The organism is Bacillus sp. THAF10 (genome assembly GCF_009363695.1).
In the GTDB taxonomy this organism is placed as follows: Bacteria; Bacillota; Bacilli; order Bacillales; family Bacillaceae_I; genus Sutcliffiella_A.
In genome coordinates this window covers 1,932,001-1,946,778 of the sequence record NZ_CP045403.1, presented here as the reverse complement: position 1 = coordinate 1,946,778, position 14,778 = coordinate 1,932,001, and the positions used below count along the sequence as shown (strand labels likewise).

At 39.9% G+C, this 14,778-nt stretch carries 13 protein-coding genes and 1 other RNA gene; 12 read left to right on the top strand and 2 right to left on the bottom strand.

Features of this window, described 5'->3' with window-relative positions:
- The first annotated feature begins 24 nt into the window (after nucleotides 1–24).
- From FIU87_RS10185 to ssrS, 5 genes are all read left to right on the top strand, one after another.
- Nucleotides 25–1,161, top strand: a complete 1,137-nt coding sequence (locus tag FIU87_RS10185) for a sensor histidine kinase (RefSeq protein WP_152444492.1) — start codon at nucleotides 25–27, stop codon at nucleotides 1,159–1,161.
- Nucleotides 1,158–1,757 (top strand): response regulator transcription factor, encoded by a 600-nt coding sequence (locus FIU87_RS10180; protein WP_152444491.1) that lies wholly within the window; start codon nucleotides 1,158–1,160, stop codon nucleotides 1,755–1,757. Before FIU87_RS10185 ends, FIU87_RS10180 begins: the two co-directional genes overlap by 4 nt.
- Before the next feature lie 106 nt (nucleotides 1,758–1,863).
- On the top strand, nucleotides 1,864–3,114 hold the full coding sequence (locus FIU87_RS10175; RefSeq protein WP_152444490.1) for a DEAD/DEAH box helicase: 1,251 nt from the start codon (nucleotides 1,864–1,866) through the stop codon (nucleotides 3,112–3,114).
- Between the two features lie 10 nt (nucleotides 3,115–3,124).
- Nucleotides 3,125–3,415 carry a DUF6509 family protein gene (locus FIU87_RS10170; protein WP_152444489.1) on the top strand — a complete coding sequence of 97 codons (291 nt, stop codon included), beginning with the start codon at nucleotides 3,125–3,127 and terminating at the stop codon, nucleotides 3,413–3,415.
- A 50-nt stretch (nucleotides 3,416–3,465) separates the two neighbouring features.
- A non-coding RNA gene (ssrS, locus tag FIU87_RS10165) (6S RNA) lies at nucleotides 3,466–3,654 on the top strand.
- Between the two features lie 61 nt (nucleotides 3,655–3,715).
- Here ssrS and FIU87_RS10160 read toward each other — a convergent pair.
- Nucleotides 3,716–5,110, bottom strand: a complete 1,395-nt coding sequence (locus FIU87_RS10160) for an amidase (protein ID WP_253905552.1) — start codon at nucleotides 5,108–5,110, stop codon at nucleotides 3,716–3,718.
- An 84-nt stretch (nucleotides 5,111–5,194) separates the two neighbouring features.
- On the opposite strand from FIU87_RS10160, the gene FIU87_RS10155 reads away from it, so the two are divergent.
- The 6 genes from FIU87_RS10155 (at nucleotide 5,195) to FIU87_RS10130 (ending at nucleotide 13,561) form a co-directional block, all read left to right on the top strand.
- A complete protein-coding gene (locus tag FIU87_RS10155) occupies nucleotides 5,195–5,464 on the top strand; it encodes a DUF1292 domain-containing protein (protein ID WP_152444487.1) in 270 nt (89 codons plus the stop codon).
- A 128-nt stretch (nucleotides 5,465–5,592) separates the two neighbouring features.
- On the top strand, nucleotides 5,593–6,987 hold the full coding sequence (locus tag FIU87_RS10150) for an L-cystine transporter (protein ID WP_152444486.1): 1,395 nt from the start codon (nucleotides 5,593–5,595) through the stop codon (nucleotides 6,985–6,987).
- Between the two features lie 151 nt (nucleotides 6,988–7,138).
- Complete coding sequence (locus FIU87_RS10145) at nucleotides 7,139–8,185, top strand: ATP synthase beta subunit C-terminal domain-containing protein (RefSeq protein WP_152446501.1); 1,047 nt, start codon at nucleotides 7,139–7,141, stop codon at nucleotides 8,183–8,185.
- 408 nt (nucleotides 8,186–8,593) lie between these two features.
- Entirely contained in the window at nucleotides 8,594–9,553 is a 960-nt protein-coding gene (locus FIU87_RS10140; RefSeq protein ID WP_152444485.1) for an oxygen-dependent tRNA uridine(34) hydroxylase TrhO, read from the top strand.
- Between the two features lie 145 nt (nucleotides 9,554–9,698).
- A complete protein-coding gene (fumC, locus tag FIU87_RS10135) occupies nucleotides 9,699–11,084 on the top strand; it encodes a class II fumarate hydratase (protein WP_152444484.1) in 1,386 nt (461 codons plus the stop codon).
- Nucleotides 11,085–11,254: 170 nt separating this feature from the next.
- Nucleotides 11,255–13,561 carry a YhgE/Pip domain-containing protein gene (locus tag FIU87_RS10130; RefSeq protein ID WP_172971018.1) on the top strand — a complete coding sequence of 769 codons (2,307 nt, stop codon included), beginning with the start codon at nucleotides 11,255–11,257 and terminating at the stop codon, nucleotides 13,559–13,561.
- Between the two features lie 54 nt (nucleotides 13,562–13,615).
- Here FIU87_RS10130 and FIU87_RS10125 read toward each other — a convergent pair whose 3' ends face one another.
- A complete protein-coding gene (locus FIU87_RS10125; RefSeq protein ID WP_152444482.1) occupies nucleotides 13,616–13,939 on the bottom strand; it encodes a hypothetical protein in 324 nt (107 codons plus the stop codon).
- A 175-nt stretch (nucleotides 13,940–14,114) separates the two neighbouring features.
- Here FIU87_RS10125 and FIU87_RS10120 point away from each other — a divergent pair, with 175 nt between their 5' ends.
- Entirely contained in the window at nucleotides 14,115–14,774 is a 660-nt protein-coding gene (locus FIU87_RS10120) for a sigma-70 family RNA polymerase sigma factor (protein WP_152444481.1), read from the top strand.
- The last annotated feature ends 4 nt before the right edge of the window (nucleotides 14,775–14,778 follow it).

Here is a 14,778-nt window from a genome sequence, read left to right as displayed (position 1 = left end):
TTTGAAGAGAATGAGGGCTTTTACATGAAAAAAAGATTTACCATTTTCCAAAAGGGGTCAGGTATTTCTCCTTATATATGGAGTGTTTTCAGCATCCTCCCCTTTTATTTTATTTTTCAATCATCATCTACTCCAGAAATCATTGTTGGGATTATTTTAACGATTATTTTCTTTCTTACATACCGTTTAGCATTTCTTTCTAAAAAATGGCCGGTGTATTTATGGACATGCATTCTAATTGCCATATCCATCACCATGACGATTTTGTTTCATTTCATCTATTTTGCTTTTTATATTGCATTTTACAATGGCAAAATACGAAATAAAATTGCCTTTATCGTGCTTTACATTATTCATTTAATCGCAACAACTGTGGCAATTAACATCAACTTTATTATAAGAGACGAGTTATTTTTAACTCAAATACCGTTTGTCGTGATTATATGGATTGCTGTCATCCTGCTTCCGTTTAACCTTTATAATAAACGAAAACAAGATCAACTGGAGGCACAACTCGATGTGGCAAATAAGCGAATATCAGAACTAATCATTCAGGAGGAACGACAAAGAATTGCAAGAGACCTTCATGATACACTCGGCCAAAAGCTTTCTTTAATTGGATTAAAAAGTGATTTAGCAAAGAAGATTATCCTACAAAATCCGGAACAAGCAAAATTAGAGCTAAACGACGTGCAACAAACCGCAAGAACTGCATTAAAAGAAGTTCGCCAGATGGTCTCACAAATGCGCGGGATCCGGTTAAAGGAAGAAATCATCCGTGTGAGACAGCTTCTTGATGCTGCGGAGATTAAAATGGAAATAATTGAGGACCTGCCTTTAAAAAAGAATTCCTTGTTTCTAGAAAATATATTGAGTATGTGCTTAAAAGAAGCGGTAACCAATGTGGTAAAACATAGTAAAGCTACAGTTTGCATGATAACCATTAAACAGGTAGGAAATGAGATACTCCTGTCTGTAGAAGATAATGGCATAGGGAAAGCAAAAGGAATAGATACCTTTAAGGGCAGTGGTATATTAGGAATGAAGGAAAGATTAGAGTTTGTCAATGGTACGCTTGACATTCAACACGAAAAAGGAACAAAGCTTTTGATAAAGGTGCCTAATATGGTCAATCAAGGGGAAAAGGAGGAGCCAATATGATTCGAATCGTGATCGCGGAAGACCAACGAATGATGTTAGGGGCTCTTGGTTCATTACTGGAATTAGAGGAAGACATGAAGGTGGTTGGAATGGCAGGTAACGGGAACGAAGCAGTGACATTATATCACCAGCATAAACCGGATGTGTGCATCATGGATATTGAAATGCCAGATAAAACAGGACTAGAAGCAGCAGAAGAGTTGAAAGGGTCCGGTTGTAAGGTTATTATTCTGACAACCTTTGCACGAAGTGGGTATTTTCAACGTGCCATTAAAGCAGGAGTGAGTGGATATTTACTAAAGGATAGCCCAAGTGAAGAATTAGCAAACTCGATTCGGAATGTGGTTTCAGGTAGAAAGGTCTATGCACCTGAACTGATAGATGATTTCTACGGAGAGGAAAACCCGTTAACTGAAAGAGAAAGAGCGGTGCTTGAGCTTGTTGCTGACGGCAAAAACACACAAGAAATTGCCGATGAGCTACAACTGAAATATGGGACAGTCAGAAATTATATTTCCACCATTCTTGATAAACTGGAAGTGAAAAACAGAATTGAAGCCATCACCCAATCCAAAGAAAAGGGATGGTTTAAGTAATTTTTGAAAATCGGTACGTGTAGAGCGTATCGGTTTTTATTTTTGTTCAAAGAAAAATGTGATATAGTAATTGAAGCTTATAAACGGAAGAAAGAAGTGATAGAAGTTGACTGATTTTTTATCATTGGGTATTAGTAAAGAATTAAACCATACACTAAAATCCTTTGGAATTTCTGCTCCAACAGAAATACAAACAAATGCAATTCCCCTCATTCTAGAAGGCAAGGATGTTATTGGCCAAGCGGAAACTGGTACTGGTAAAACCTTTGCTTTCATCCTACCTATTTTAGATAAGGTAGATACAAGGGTACCAGACACCCAAGCCCTAATCCTTACACCAACGAGAGAACTTGCTCATCAGATTGCAAAAGAGCTAAAAAAAGCGAAGGAAAATAAACCTGGAATTAATGTTTTAGCCATTTATGGAGGACAGGACGTTCATTCTCAGTTAAAAAAATTACAAGGTGAACAGCATGTTATTGTAGCAACTCCAGGAAGGCTACTTGATCATGTACGAAGAGGAACAGTAGATTTATCAACGGTTTCTATGTTCGTTATTGACGAAGCAGATCAAATGCTGTTAATGGGCTTCCTTCCTGATGTGGACGATATAACTGCAGAGATGTTTCCCTCCCGTCAAACCATGCTTTTCTCGGCCACGATACCGGAGGAAATTCATTCTTTAGCCAAAAAATACATGAATTCCCCTCAATATATTCGAACAGCTAAGAAAAAAGAGAGGGAAACAACTGTTTCGCATTACGCTGTTGAAACAACAGATAGGCGGAAGGAACGAACGATGCTACATCTGACTGAGACCCATCAGCCATACCTTGCGATCATTTTTTGCCGAACAAAAGCGCGTGTGCAAAAGCTTACAGAGGTGTTAAAACAAAATGGGGTTAATTGTGAAGCGTTACACGGAGATATCCCCCAAAGCAAAAGAAATCGTGCCATGAAAGCTTTTAGAGAAGCGAAAATTCAATATTTAGTCGCAACAGATGTAGCCGCAAGGGGAATTGATGTCGAGGGTGTTACCCATGTCTTTAACTACGATATCCCAGAAAATCTCGAAACGTTTATTCACCGTACCGGACGTACTGGAAGAGCAAACGGGATAGGAGAGACTTATACACTTTTCACTCCTAGAGATATGGATAGTCTCACTCAATTAGAAAAAGGAACCGGTCATTCCATTGAAAGAATGATCTTTAAAGGAATAAGCATTCCTGATCGTGAAGACTATGAAGAAGAACGAAAGAAGAACATTTTGAAGGCAAGAAAAGAGAAGCAAAGAAAAGAAAATGGTGCAAAGAAAGAGCCAAATAACAAGCGTAACAAAATCAATTATAAATGAGGGATAAAAATTGATAATAAAAGGGCATGAAGCAGAAAAATTAAAAGACCCGACTGGCATTTTGGAAGGAGAACGCTACGAATTTTTTCTCGAGCTTGAAATTCCAGAAGACGATGAACTTTACACAGAAAACGGTGTTTATTTACGCCTTATCTTAGCAGTTGCAGGAGAAAACGTGAAAATAGCCTCTTATCAATTCTATGAAGACGTAACAAACAAGCCTCTTGATTTTGAATTAGAGGAAGAGGAAGAAGAGCAGATTAGATCATATTGCAATCAGCATTTGCATGAGGTTATATAACATCTCTTTCTTCTACTTGCATTTTATTTAAATGTCTTGTACGATGTTAAAACAAGCTGCGATGTTTGTAACGATAACAAAGTTTTAACCTTTATACTTAAACAGGGAGTTTTATATAAAAGCAGGAATGTCATGCCTCCATCGTTAGAGGACGACAGGAATGTTTTTGCGAACACCCACTTTCAGGAGTGGTGGTTTAAAACTTTCTTATATGACGTTACGGCAATTGCGGCTTGTAACTTTTAAAAACACACGAAGAAACGAGCTCTCTTATGATAAGGGAGCTCGTTTTTTTAGCTTCTAAAGCTCTGGAAACTTATTTGACCACGGTTTAGCTCGTTCTAATTGGGCTGCAAGTCGGAAGAGAGTAGCTTCGTCTCCATACTTGGCAAAAAACTGTGAACCGATCGGTAGATTCTCTTTATTCCAATATAGTGGTACGGACATTGCTGGAATACCAGTTGCATTTGCTAAAGGAGTATAAGGAACCCATTCATTAACTAGCCTTGTGTATTCAGCAAGATCTCCTTTATAAACCAAATCTCCAATTTTTACAGGTGGGGCAGATAGGGTTGGGGTTAAAAATACATCATAATCTTGGAAAAACATGGCCATTTTCGCGGCTAGCTGCTGCATATAAGCAACAGCAGATAGGGTTTGAACCCCTGTAAAGGTTTCTCCAATCTTTGCAATTTCCCATGTAAGTTGTTCCACATCATTTTCTAACACTTCTCTACCAACAAGCTTTGGCAGGGATATCAGTCCCATCGACACCATTTGATACCAAAGAACGGTAAATTGATTAGTGAATTCCTCCACGTTGATTTCAGGGGTCGCCAATTCCACGTGGTGACCTAAGGATTCACAAAGTCTTGCAGTTTGTTCCACTGCTTCTACACAATCAGGATGAATAGGATTGCCATCAAAGGTTGTAGTGAGGAGAGCAATTCGTAATTTCTTTGGTTCCAGTAGCACTTCTTCTGCATAGCTTCTAATTGGCAGCGGGGCAAGATAAGGGTCCCCTAGTCCGCTTCCGTATGTATTATCTAATAAAGCGGCACTGTCCCGCACAGTTCTGGATACACAATGACTCACTCCAAGGCCTAGGACATCAGGGTTTTTAGGATTTCTTCCTCTACTAGTCTTCATTCCAAATATCCCACAGCAGGAGGCAGGGATACGGATTGATCCGCCACCATCTGAAGCATGTGCTAATGGAACCATTCCTGAGGCAACCGCTGCAGCAGCGCCTCCACTAGAGCCTCCCGCTGTATATTCTAAATTCCAAGGGTTTCTCGTCGCTCCAAATAGTTCAGGCTCTGTGATTGGTTGAATTCCAAATTCACAAGTGTTCGTCTTCCCAATGGTGATAAAACCGGCTCGATGAATTCTATTTGCTAATTCTGAATCGGCAGAGCAATGAAACTCTCGAAGGAATCTCGAGCCTCCTGTATATCTAGCACCTTCAACAAACTCTAAATCTTTCATCAAAAACGGCACACCAGAAAAAGGTCCTTCATGGGGCAAAGCAGCCTTTAACCGTGCCTGCTCATACATAGGTGTGACTACAGCATTAACTTTTGAATTAACTTTATCTATTCTGTTAATCACTGCTTCTAGCAGCTCAGGTGCGGTAATTTCCTTGTCTTTCACCATTTGCGCCATTGCTGTTGCATCCAAATTTAATAATTCCATCAAAACCATCCCCCCAGTTCTATAATAAGATTAGCATACTGTGGTAAGATATAGTCATTGTTCATATAGAAAGGAGCATGTGAAATGGAAAAAGTTGAGGTTGGCGACATCTTCATTGTGACAGATGAAAACGATGAGGAGCAGGAGCTAGAAGTATTAGGCACGATGGATGTTGAGGGTGATACCTACGTAGCTGTGGGATTTGTTGAAGAAATTGAAAAGCAAACCACAGGAGATGTGGACATTTTCTTCTTAAAAGTCGAAGAAGATGGAGAGCTTTCTGAAATTGAAACAGATGAAGAGTTTGAACGAGTATCTGCTGCCTTTGAAGGCGAAGTAGATAAAGAGCAATAAACAAAAGAGGTTGTCCTTAAAATTAGGACAGCCTCTTTTGTTTTTTTTAAGCATGTACGCTCGTTAAGCCCATATGATTTATGGAAGACTGTTTTTCTTCGACACATCTATGAAAGGAGCGAAAAGGGTTGGATACTTTGTTCATTGTCCTTAATATTGTTTTATTACTTTTACTTATGCTTGGGCTCCACACCATGAAAAAGAAAGGGGTATCATTCTCAAAGCGGGTCTTCTCGGCCCTAGGGATTGGAATTGTTTTCGGTCTTGGTCTTCAGTACGCATATGGGACTGGGTCAGAGGTACTCAGCGGATCAATAGACTGGTTCAATCTTGTTGGAAGCGGGTATGTGCGATTCTTACAAATGATTGTGATACCGCTCGTGTTTATCAGTATCATTGCAGCCTTTACAAGATTAACGATAAAAAATAATATTGGTAAAATTAGTACGTTCATTATTGGTATTCTAATTGGGACGACTGCAATCGCTGCAGCCGTCGGAATTGGCACCACCCTCGTATTTGATTTAGAAGCCATTCAAATTGAACAAGGTGAAGCAGAGACTGCAAGAGGACAACAAATGGAGCAGCGAGCGGCAGACTTGTCTTCTAAAACCTTCCCACAACAGATGCTCGACTTCATTCCATCCAATGTTTTCTTAGACTTTACAGGAGCGCGCTCCACCTCCGTTATCGCAGTGGTTATTTTTGCAGCATTTATTGGGTTTGCTTATCTAGGTGTGAGAAGAAAGACGCCGGAGCATGCAGATTCCTTCGCACGGCTCGTAGACACCTTTTACTCGATAATCATGCGTGTAGTGACACTCATACTTCGATTAACTCCTTATGGTATTTTAGCAATCATGACAAAGGTAACCTCAACAAGTGATTATGGGGCCATTGCAAAGCTTGGAGAATTTGTTGCTGCGTCCTATGTGGCACTAGGCATTGTCTTCATCATCCACTTAGGCTTACTTGCCTTATCAGGCTTGAATCCACTAACCTATGTAAAAAAAGCAATTCCTGTTCTAACGTTTGCTTTTACTTCCAGAACAAGTGCAGGTGCCTTGCCGCTGAATATTAAAACACAAACTAAACGATTTGGGGTACCCGATGGAATTGCGAACTTCTCAGGATCCTTTGGTTTGTCCATTGGCCAAAACGGATGTGCTGGGGTATACCCGGCCATGCTAGCTGTAATGATTGCACCAACTGTAGGCATTAATCCACTTGATCCATCCTTTTTGTTTATGCTAATAGTGGTAATTGCCATTAGTTCCTTTGGTGTCGCTGGGGTTGGTGGGGGAGCTACCTTTGCCGCAATTCTTGTTCTAGCAGCAATGGATCTACCGATTGCACTAGCCGGTTTGTTAATTTCCGTGGAACCATTAATTGATATGGGCCGCACAGCTGTGAATGTAAGTGGAAGCATGACAGCAGGGGTTCTTACAAGTAAAGTCACCAAGGAATTAGATACTTCCGTATATAATGAGACAGATTTAAGGGAAATGGAAATGGATGTGTAAGACTAGCAATCATTTTTGCTCACGAGTGTAACAGCTCGTGAGTTTTTTTGTTTTCAACTTGATTAGTAATTATTTTTACTCCAAAGAGTAATTTATTATTGCTTTTTAATATAAATTGTATTACTCTTTGGAGTAAGGGGGTGTGAAAATATTGGAAAATATCCGATTAAATGTAGCGCTTTTACGAAGGAAAGTACCTAACCTTACTAGTGCAGCAAAGTCCGTAGGTTTAAGACCAGCAACAGTATCAAATCTGTGTACAGGGAAGATTCCAGTGGGAAGAGCAGAAGTAAAAACCATCATAGCATTAGCTGAGTTAGCAGAGTGTAGTTTAGATGAGCTTATTATTAGAGGGGAGAAGGTTGAGATGATGGAAACGAAGATTAAAGTGATTGATTTATTGGCACCGCTTACAAAAGGAGGAATCAATGGCTTGGTAGCTCGTCCAGGTATGGGTCAGCTAGTAGTGCTTGCTGAATTATTCTTCCGAATGAAACGTGACGGGATCATCACTATACTTCTTTCACCAGAAGGAAATCATCCAGAAGTGCAGGAAATTCTTGGAGAAGTTGATTTCGTAGGAAAAAGTCCTGATGAGATTTATGAAAAAATTATGGGTGCTGGTGCAAATAAAGAATTTGTCGTCGCATCGGACCGTAGTCATGTTGCAAATGGAAACATTCAAGAGCTACATGAAAAGCTTGAGCGCGCAGGTGTTGATACAGTTACCACTTTCCTGCTTGACTTGAGTGGAAATGTGGTCGATGAGAGTTTGCCATTTGGGCCCCTTGAAACGGTTTGGGAATTTGATGCCGACCTTGCCGCACGATTTAAGTATCCAGCAATAAATCCTGTGCATTCCACTTCTTCTGTATTAGAAGGTGCCCACTTAGATCAGCATCACTTAATTATTCAACAAAAAGCACAAAAGCTGCTCCGGCGCTACCGGGAACTTCGCTCGCTAGTACAAGTAAGGGGCATGGATAAACTTCCAGAAACGGAACGGTATACCTTTAACCGAGGAGAGCGTCTTGAGGCATATTTAACGCAGCCCTTCTTTGTTGCAGAGTCATTCACGGGAATAAAAGGGGAGGATGTCAGCCTGCAAACTACATTAGAGGACGTTCGTAAGATTCTTGATGGTGCTTATGACTCTGTTGAGGTAGAAAAATTAAATTATATTGGTTCTGCTAAGTAAGTTTTGGCAGTTTGAGCCTCAACATGTGTTGATTGTTGGGGCTTATTTCATGTATTTTGGGGAGCAAGTTGCTTGAAGGGATAAATGGAAATTTATTTTGTCCGCTATTGTACATAATTTGTCCAACTTTTCATTAATTGAGCGACTTTTTCAATAATTAAGCCACTTTTCGATTTTTTAAGCCATTTGAGGCAATATAAATGCCATTCGACACCGACCGACAATATTCGCCCCTGGACAAGTCAACTTCCCTCAACATCATTCTCTACTCCCTTCAAAATCCACCTCCTAAAAACAAACTATTGCCACTCCCCACCCATTTTTGCTATAGTAATATGTTGTAACTTACCATTAAGTACAACAAAATATGTCTACCCTGCAAGTAGATAAGACGAAAAGGTGATAGAAATGAGTCAAGAATACAAAATTTTACTGTACTATAAATATGTTGATATAGAAAATCCAGAAGAGGTCACACAAGAGCACAAAGATATGTGTGACAGTCTAGGATTAAAAGGAAGAGTACTAATTGCCAAAGAAGGAATCAATGGTACTGTTTCCGGAACAGAAGAACAAACCAATGCGTATATCGACTATATGGAAAAGCATCCGCTATTTTCAGATATAACCTACAAAGTGGATGATGCAACAGAGCATGTTTTCCCAAGAATGCGAGTTCGATATCGTCCAGAGCTTGTAACATTAAGACTAGAAAATGACATCGATCCACGCGTAACAACTGGTCAACACTTAAATCCGAAGGAATGGTTAGAAGCACTACAAAGTGAAGACACCGTGGTCATTGATGCTCGCAACGATTATGAGTATGATCTTGGACATTTTCGTGGCGCGATTAAACCAGACATTAACACCTTTAAAGAACTACCTCAATGGATTAAGGATAACAAGACACAATTTGAAGGCAAGAAAATCCTTACCTACTGTACAGGCGGAGTACGCTGTGAAAAATTCTCCGGCTGGCTTGTAGAAGAAGGCTTCCATGATGTAGCTCAGCTTGACGGCGGTATTGTCACTTATGGGAAAGACCCTGAGGTGCAAGGCGAGCTTTGGGACGGCCAATGCTATGTATTCGATGAGCGTATTAGTGTTCCGATTAACCAGAAAGAAACAGTCGTTGTCGGGAAAGACTATTTTTCCGGTGAACCTTGCGAGCGTTATGTAAACTGTGCAAACCCTGAATGTAATAAAAAAATCTTAACCTCTGAAGAGAACGAACATAAATACATGCGCAGCTGTTCTCATGAATGCCGTGTGCACCCACGAAACAGATACATTGCTCAGCATGAACTAACAGAGGAAGAAGTAAAAGAACGTATGGAAGCCATTAAAGGCGAAGTGACTATATAATACTTTTTAAGATAGCCCGTTTCTGCAAAAAATTGCGAAACGGGTTTTTTATGTAAAAAATGAAATACTATCAAGATAGAACGTTTTATTTTTCATAAGGAAGGTTAATGGATACTAAGTTATATTAAGAGAGGAGAGAGAAATCATGGACTATCGAGTGGAAAAGGATACCATGGGGGAAGTGAAGGTACCAAAGGACAAGAGGTGGGGGGCTCAGACGCAAAGGAGTTTAGAAAATTTCGCGATTGGGTCAGAAGAAATGCCGATAATCATTATTCATGCCTTTGCGGTGCTAAAAAAAGCAGCGGCAATTGTTAATGAAAAGCTTGGCAGATTGCCTACTATTAAAGCCCTTGCCATCTCTAAAGCGGCAGATGAAATCACGAATGGTCGTTGGGATGATCAATTTCCTTTATCGGTCTGGCAAACGGGAAGCGGCACGCAAACCAATATGAACGTAAATGAAGTAATAGCCAATAGAGGAAATGAATTATTAAAAGAAATGGACGAAGATGTACATATTCATCCTAATGATGACGTTAACATGTCACAAAGCTCCAACGATACCTTTCCAACCGCTCTTCATATGGCTGGTGTTGCAGCAGTGAAGGAGGTTTTACTCCCGAAGATTGCTACATTCAAAGCAACACTTCTCCAAAAATCAATGGCCTATCAAGAGGTCGTGAAAATTGGCAGAACACATTTACAAGATGCTACGCCGCTCACACTTGGACAGGAAATTAGTGGGTGGCACCATATGATCGTCAAATGTGAAAAGATGTTGAAGGATAGTTTGCCACTTATGAAAGAATTAGCCATCGGTGGAACAGCAGTAGGGACAGGAATAAATGCTCACCCAGACTTCGGGAAAATGGTAGCAGAAGAAATAAGCAAAGCTACTGGTGAAACGTTTACTTCTGCAGAAAATAAGTTTCATGCGCTGACAAGTCATGATCAAATCGTTCATGTGCATGGAGTGTTAAAAGCGCTCGCTGCTGATTTAATGAAAATTGCCAATGATATCAGATGGTTAGCCAGTGGTCCTAGAAGCGGAATTGGAGAAATAAAAATTCCTGAAAATGAACCAGGCAGTTCGATCATGCCGGGGAAAGTAAACCCCACCCAAAGTGAAGCGTTAACGATGGTGGCCACGCAAATAATGGGAAATGATGTTACGATTGGAATAGCAGCAAGCCAAGGGAATTTTGAGTTGAATGTTTTCAAGCCAGTAATCATTTATAATTTCCTGCAATCTGTAGAACTTTTAGCTGATGCCATGCACTGTTTTCATGATAAATGCCTAATCGGTTTAGAGCCTAATGAAGAAAAAATAGCACTTAACCTCCAAAACTCGCTTATGCTTGTAACAGCCTTAAATCCACATATTGGTTATGAAAATGCTGCAAGGATTGCGAAGCTTGCACACCAAGAAGGAACCACTTTGAAGGAAGCTGCATTAAAATTAAAACTTTTAACAGAAGAAGAGTTTGAGCTGTGGGTAGACCCAGCTAAAATGATAAATAAATCTTAAGTGCTAATAGCCTGTACATGGTACCTATGTGCAGGCTTTCTTACTTAAAAAGCCATGATTACTAGGACAATATATCCAATTAACACGAAGTGCCCTCATAAATATCTGAAATTTTCGAATACTGTGATATAAATTGAATGGGTATTCATTCATTTCATAGGAGGGTGATCATGAATATTTTCCAGCTGCTAGCAGCGGAGTTTTCGAAGTTATTTGCAAACAAAGCGATTTTAGCATCCATTGTAGGAGCTTTACTCGTTCCTGTTGTTTACGGAGGCATACTTTTATCAGCAACTTGGGGGCCTTATGATAATCTTTCCAATCTCCCAGTTGCAGTTGTAAATGAAGACGTTGGTGCAACTTCAGATGACAGGCCTATCCATGTTGGAAATGATTTAGTAGAAAACTTAACAGAAGGAAAAAGCCTTGGATGGGACGTTACCTCATCCACAGAAGCAATGAAAGGTTTACAAACAAACGATTATTATATGGTCATTGTTATCCCCAAGGATTTTTCACAGCGAGTTACTTCGGTCATGGATGACAATCCTCAAAAGCCAAAGCTTGAATATATCCAAAATGAAGGATTGAACTTTTTAGCTTCTCAAGTAACGAAAAGTGCAACAGAAAAAATAAGAGAACAGTTAGCAAACACCATTACAGAGCAGTATACTGCTACTGCTTTAAATGGGATGGGAGAAATGGCAAATGGCTTTCAAAAAGCTGCCGATGGATCCCAGCAACTGTCAGATGGGAGTACTAAGTTAAAGGATGGTACTTCTCAGCTTCATCAATCTGTATCAGAAAAATCTGGCGACATCACAAAGCTAGCTAATGGGGCAAAGGAGTTAAAAGGCGGGACAGGACAACTTGCCTCCACGCTAAGCGCTAAGCAATCAGACATTACGAAACTAGCTAATGGGACACAGAAATTAAAGGATGGCACTGCTACTTTATTAAAGCGCTTACAACAAAAAGAAGGGGACATCGCAAGACTATCTGATGGATCTAAGGAACTTCACGAAGGAACGGTTCGTTTACAGGATGGGACAGGGCAGCTCTTAGATGGCCTTCAACAGGCGGAGGCCGGGGGAGCAAACTTAAAGAATGGCCTTGTAAATGAACTAGCTCCCGGTGGAAAAAAAGTAGCCGATGGGGTTGGGGCCATTGAAAACGGGGCTTCTGAACTATACGCAGGCTCTAAAGAGCTAGTACAAGGTCTAGAAGATTATAAAAAAGCAAACCCTACCGTAAATGTTGGACCATACTACCAACAAATTATTGACGGTGCTAAGAAGATTTCCAACGGGTTAGAAAAACTGTCCTCTAAATCTGGGCAGCTTAAAACTGGGGCGGATAAAATTGCTGGTGGTCTCTCTAAAGCAGGAACAGGCTCCGCCAATCTTCACAGTGGTCTTCAAAAACTACTTGCAGGGCAACAACAAGTTCACACTGGAGCCGGTAAACTAGAAGATGGAGCTGGACAGCTTAGTGCTGGAAATGCGGAAGTGAATAAAGGATGGCAAGAATTAATCAAGGGGGTAACGGCACTTGATAATGGAGCAGGTCAAATAAGAGATGGTAACGAAGCTGTGGACACCGGATGGCAGGCGCTAACAACAGGTGCAAAGAAAATTGATAACGGCATGCTTAAGGTTAGTAATGGAACATCAAGTGTTGAAGAAGGCTGGGGCACATTAGAGGAGGGAACAGGAAAATTAAATGATGGTGCAGGAAAGCTCAATGATGGAACAAGCCAACTTGCAAATGGGCTAAAAGATGGTGCGGACAAAAGTGCTGGTATTTCCTCAAACGATGAAAATGTGCAGATGTTCTCCTCTCCTGTTGAGCTAGCTGGAGAAACCGTTAATAATTATGAGCACTACCGAGACTCTACAGCTCCTTATATCCTAAGTCTTGGTTTGTTTGTTGGAATTCTTATTATGTCGATGTTTATATCCTTTAAAAAGCCTGAGGAGATTAGCGGTTTTTCCTGGTTCACCGTGAAATTTTTGCATTTAGCCACATTGGCTATTGCTCAGGCTTTGTTATTAATAATGGTTGTTTTCTTTCTATTAAATCTACACATTAGCAATCCATTAGGGTTTATCATTTTCACTTTGTTTACAAGTGTCGTTTTTGCATCTATTGTTTTATTCTTATCCGCATTTGCTGGGAATGTAGGAAGACTTGTGGCACTCGTGTTTGTGGTACTTCAGCTTTCCATAACCGGGGCAAACCTGCCAATTGAAATGCTTCCTCCTGAATATCGAAGCTTGAGCGCGTTTCTGCCATTCACCTATTCTATTGCTGGATTTAAATCCGTCATCACACTCGGGGATTGGTCAGGAGCAATGAAGAATATAAGTGTCTTGTTTATTTTCCTAGTAGTTTTTTCAGGACTATCATTACTGGTATTTATCATTAAAAATAGAAAACGGAAGCATCAGCAAGAAGATGTTTCGACATATGCCTAAGTGCTCACGAAAAAAAGACAGCTGAACGTTTTTAGTCAGCTGTCTTTTTGATGGTCATTTTTGTTCAAGCTCGGTTTCACTGGCTTTTTCAATTTTATCGATAAACATTTGAAACACTTTCCGCTTTTCATCGAGCTCTTTAATGTAGTTTTTCAGCTCATTAAACTTTTCTTCATAGGGCTGATGATAAGAAGTTTTAAGCGTATCAATTATTTCGTCATTAATGGTAGATTGCATTACTTGTTTGGTGATGCTGAATTTAATAGAATACAGCTTAAGATCACTTTTTACTTTTTCATATTCATCGTCAATTTCTTTTTTCTGTTTTAACATATCCTCTTTCCATTCTAACAATGAATCCTTTACATATGTTTGCATCAAGACCCTCCTAAAATCATACTTATAGCTGATTATGTACTTTGATAATAATATTAAGTAAAGATAAGCAAATTGTGGGGGTATGTTTCTTTACAGTTTTTTTACGATACCCGTATCTTTTTATAACACCTTATTCGTTTAGTAAATAGAGTGGAGTAAAGGAGTGAAAATCACCATGCATTTTCTAGAAAAAAGCAAGGAAAGCGCGGAAAATAACTTTTCAATCACATACCAACAGTTGCTTCGGTACTGTCAATACCTAACAAAAAACGAATGGGACGGGAATGACCTTGCTCAGGAAACCATCACAAAAGCAATGCAAGCTTATAAAAATCCTGTTGTTCTTCACCGTACACTGCTTCAAAAGGTGGCCTATCACCAATGGATTGATATTGTACGAAAACGACAACGAGAAGTTATCACAGACAAAATGGAGGAGAAAGATTATACTTCGTTGGAACAATCAGTTGCTACGGATATACTTTTAGAGCACTTCACTCCAAAGCAGGCTGTCGTCTTTTTTCTAAAAGAAGCATTCAGATTTCAGACTTCTGAAATTGCTGAAGTTCTTCATACAACAGAAGGATCCGTTAAATCCACGTTGCATCGTGCCCGCAAGCGCCTCGAAAAAAAAGAGGGGGAAGACAATGCGTTTGTGCAATCCTTTTGGACAGAAGAAGAACGGACAGCATTAACTGTTCTTTTTCAAGAAAGCCTAAGGGAGGAAGATCCATCTATCTTATTGGAAGCTTTGCCAACTATATTCATGACGAAAAAATCCATTCCAACCACTCCTGCTCACACTCCAACAAATATCTATGCATGTGCTGCATAGGGAA

Excerpts from the sequence above, each read along its gene's own strand:
- FIU87_RS10185 (WP_152444492.1), top strand. The coding sequence starts at position 25 with ATGAAAAAAAGATTTACCATTTTCCAAAAGGGGTCAGGTATTTCTCCT.
- FIU87_RS10180 (WP_152444491.1), top strand. The coding sequence starts at position 1,158 with ATGATTCGAATCGTGATCGCGGAAGACCAACGAATGATGTTAGGGGCT.
- FIU87_RS10160 (WP_253905552.1), bottom strand. The coding sequence starts at position 5,110 with ATGGAATTATTAAATTTGGATGCAACAGCAATGGCGCAAATGGTGAAA.
- FIU87_RS10155 (WP_152444487.1), top strand. The coding sequence starts at position 5,195 with ATGGAAAAAGTTGAGGTTGGCGACATCTTCATTGTGACAGATGAAAAC.
- FIU87_RS10140 (WP_152444485.1), top strand. The coding sequence starts at position 8,594 with ATGAGTCAAGAATACAAAATTTTACTGTACTATAAATATGTTGATATA.
- fumC (WP_152444484.1), top strand. The coding sequence starts at position 9,699 with ATGGACTATCGAGTGGAAAAGGATACCATGGGGGAAGTGAAGGTACCA.
- FIU87_RS10130 (WP_172971018.1), top strand. The coding sequence starts at position 11,255 with ATGAATATTTTCCAGCTGCTAGCAGCGGAGTTTTCGAAGTTATTTGCA.
- FIU87_RS10125 (WP_152444482.1), bottom strand. The coding sequence starts at position 13,939 with ATGCAAACATATGTAAAGGATTCATTGTTAGAATGGAAAGAGGATATG.
- FIU87_RS10120 (WP_152444481.1), top strand. The coding sequence starts at position 14,115 with ATGCATTTTCTAGAAAAAAGCAAGGAAAGCGCGGAAAATAACTTTTCA.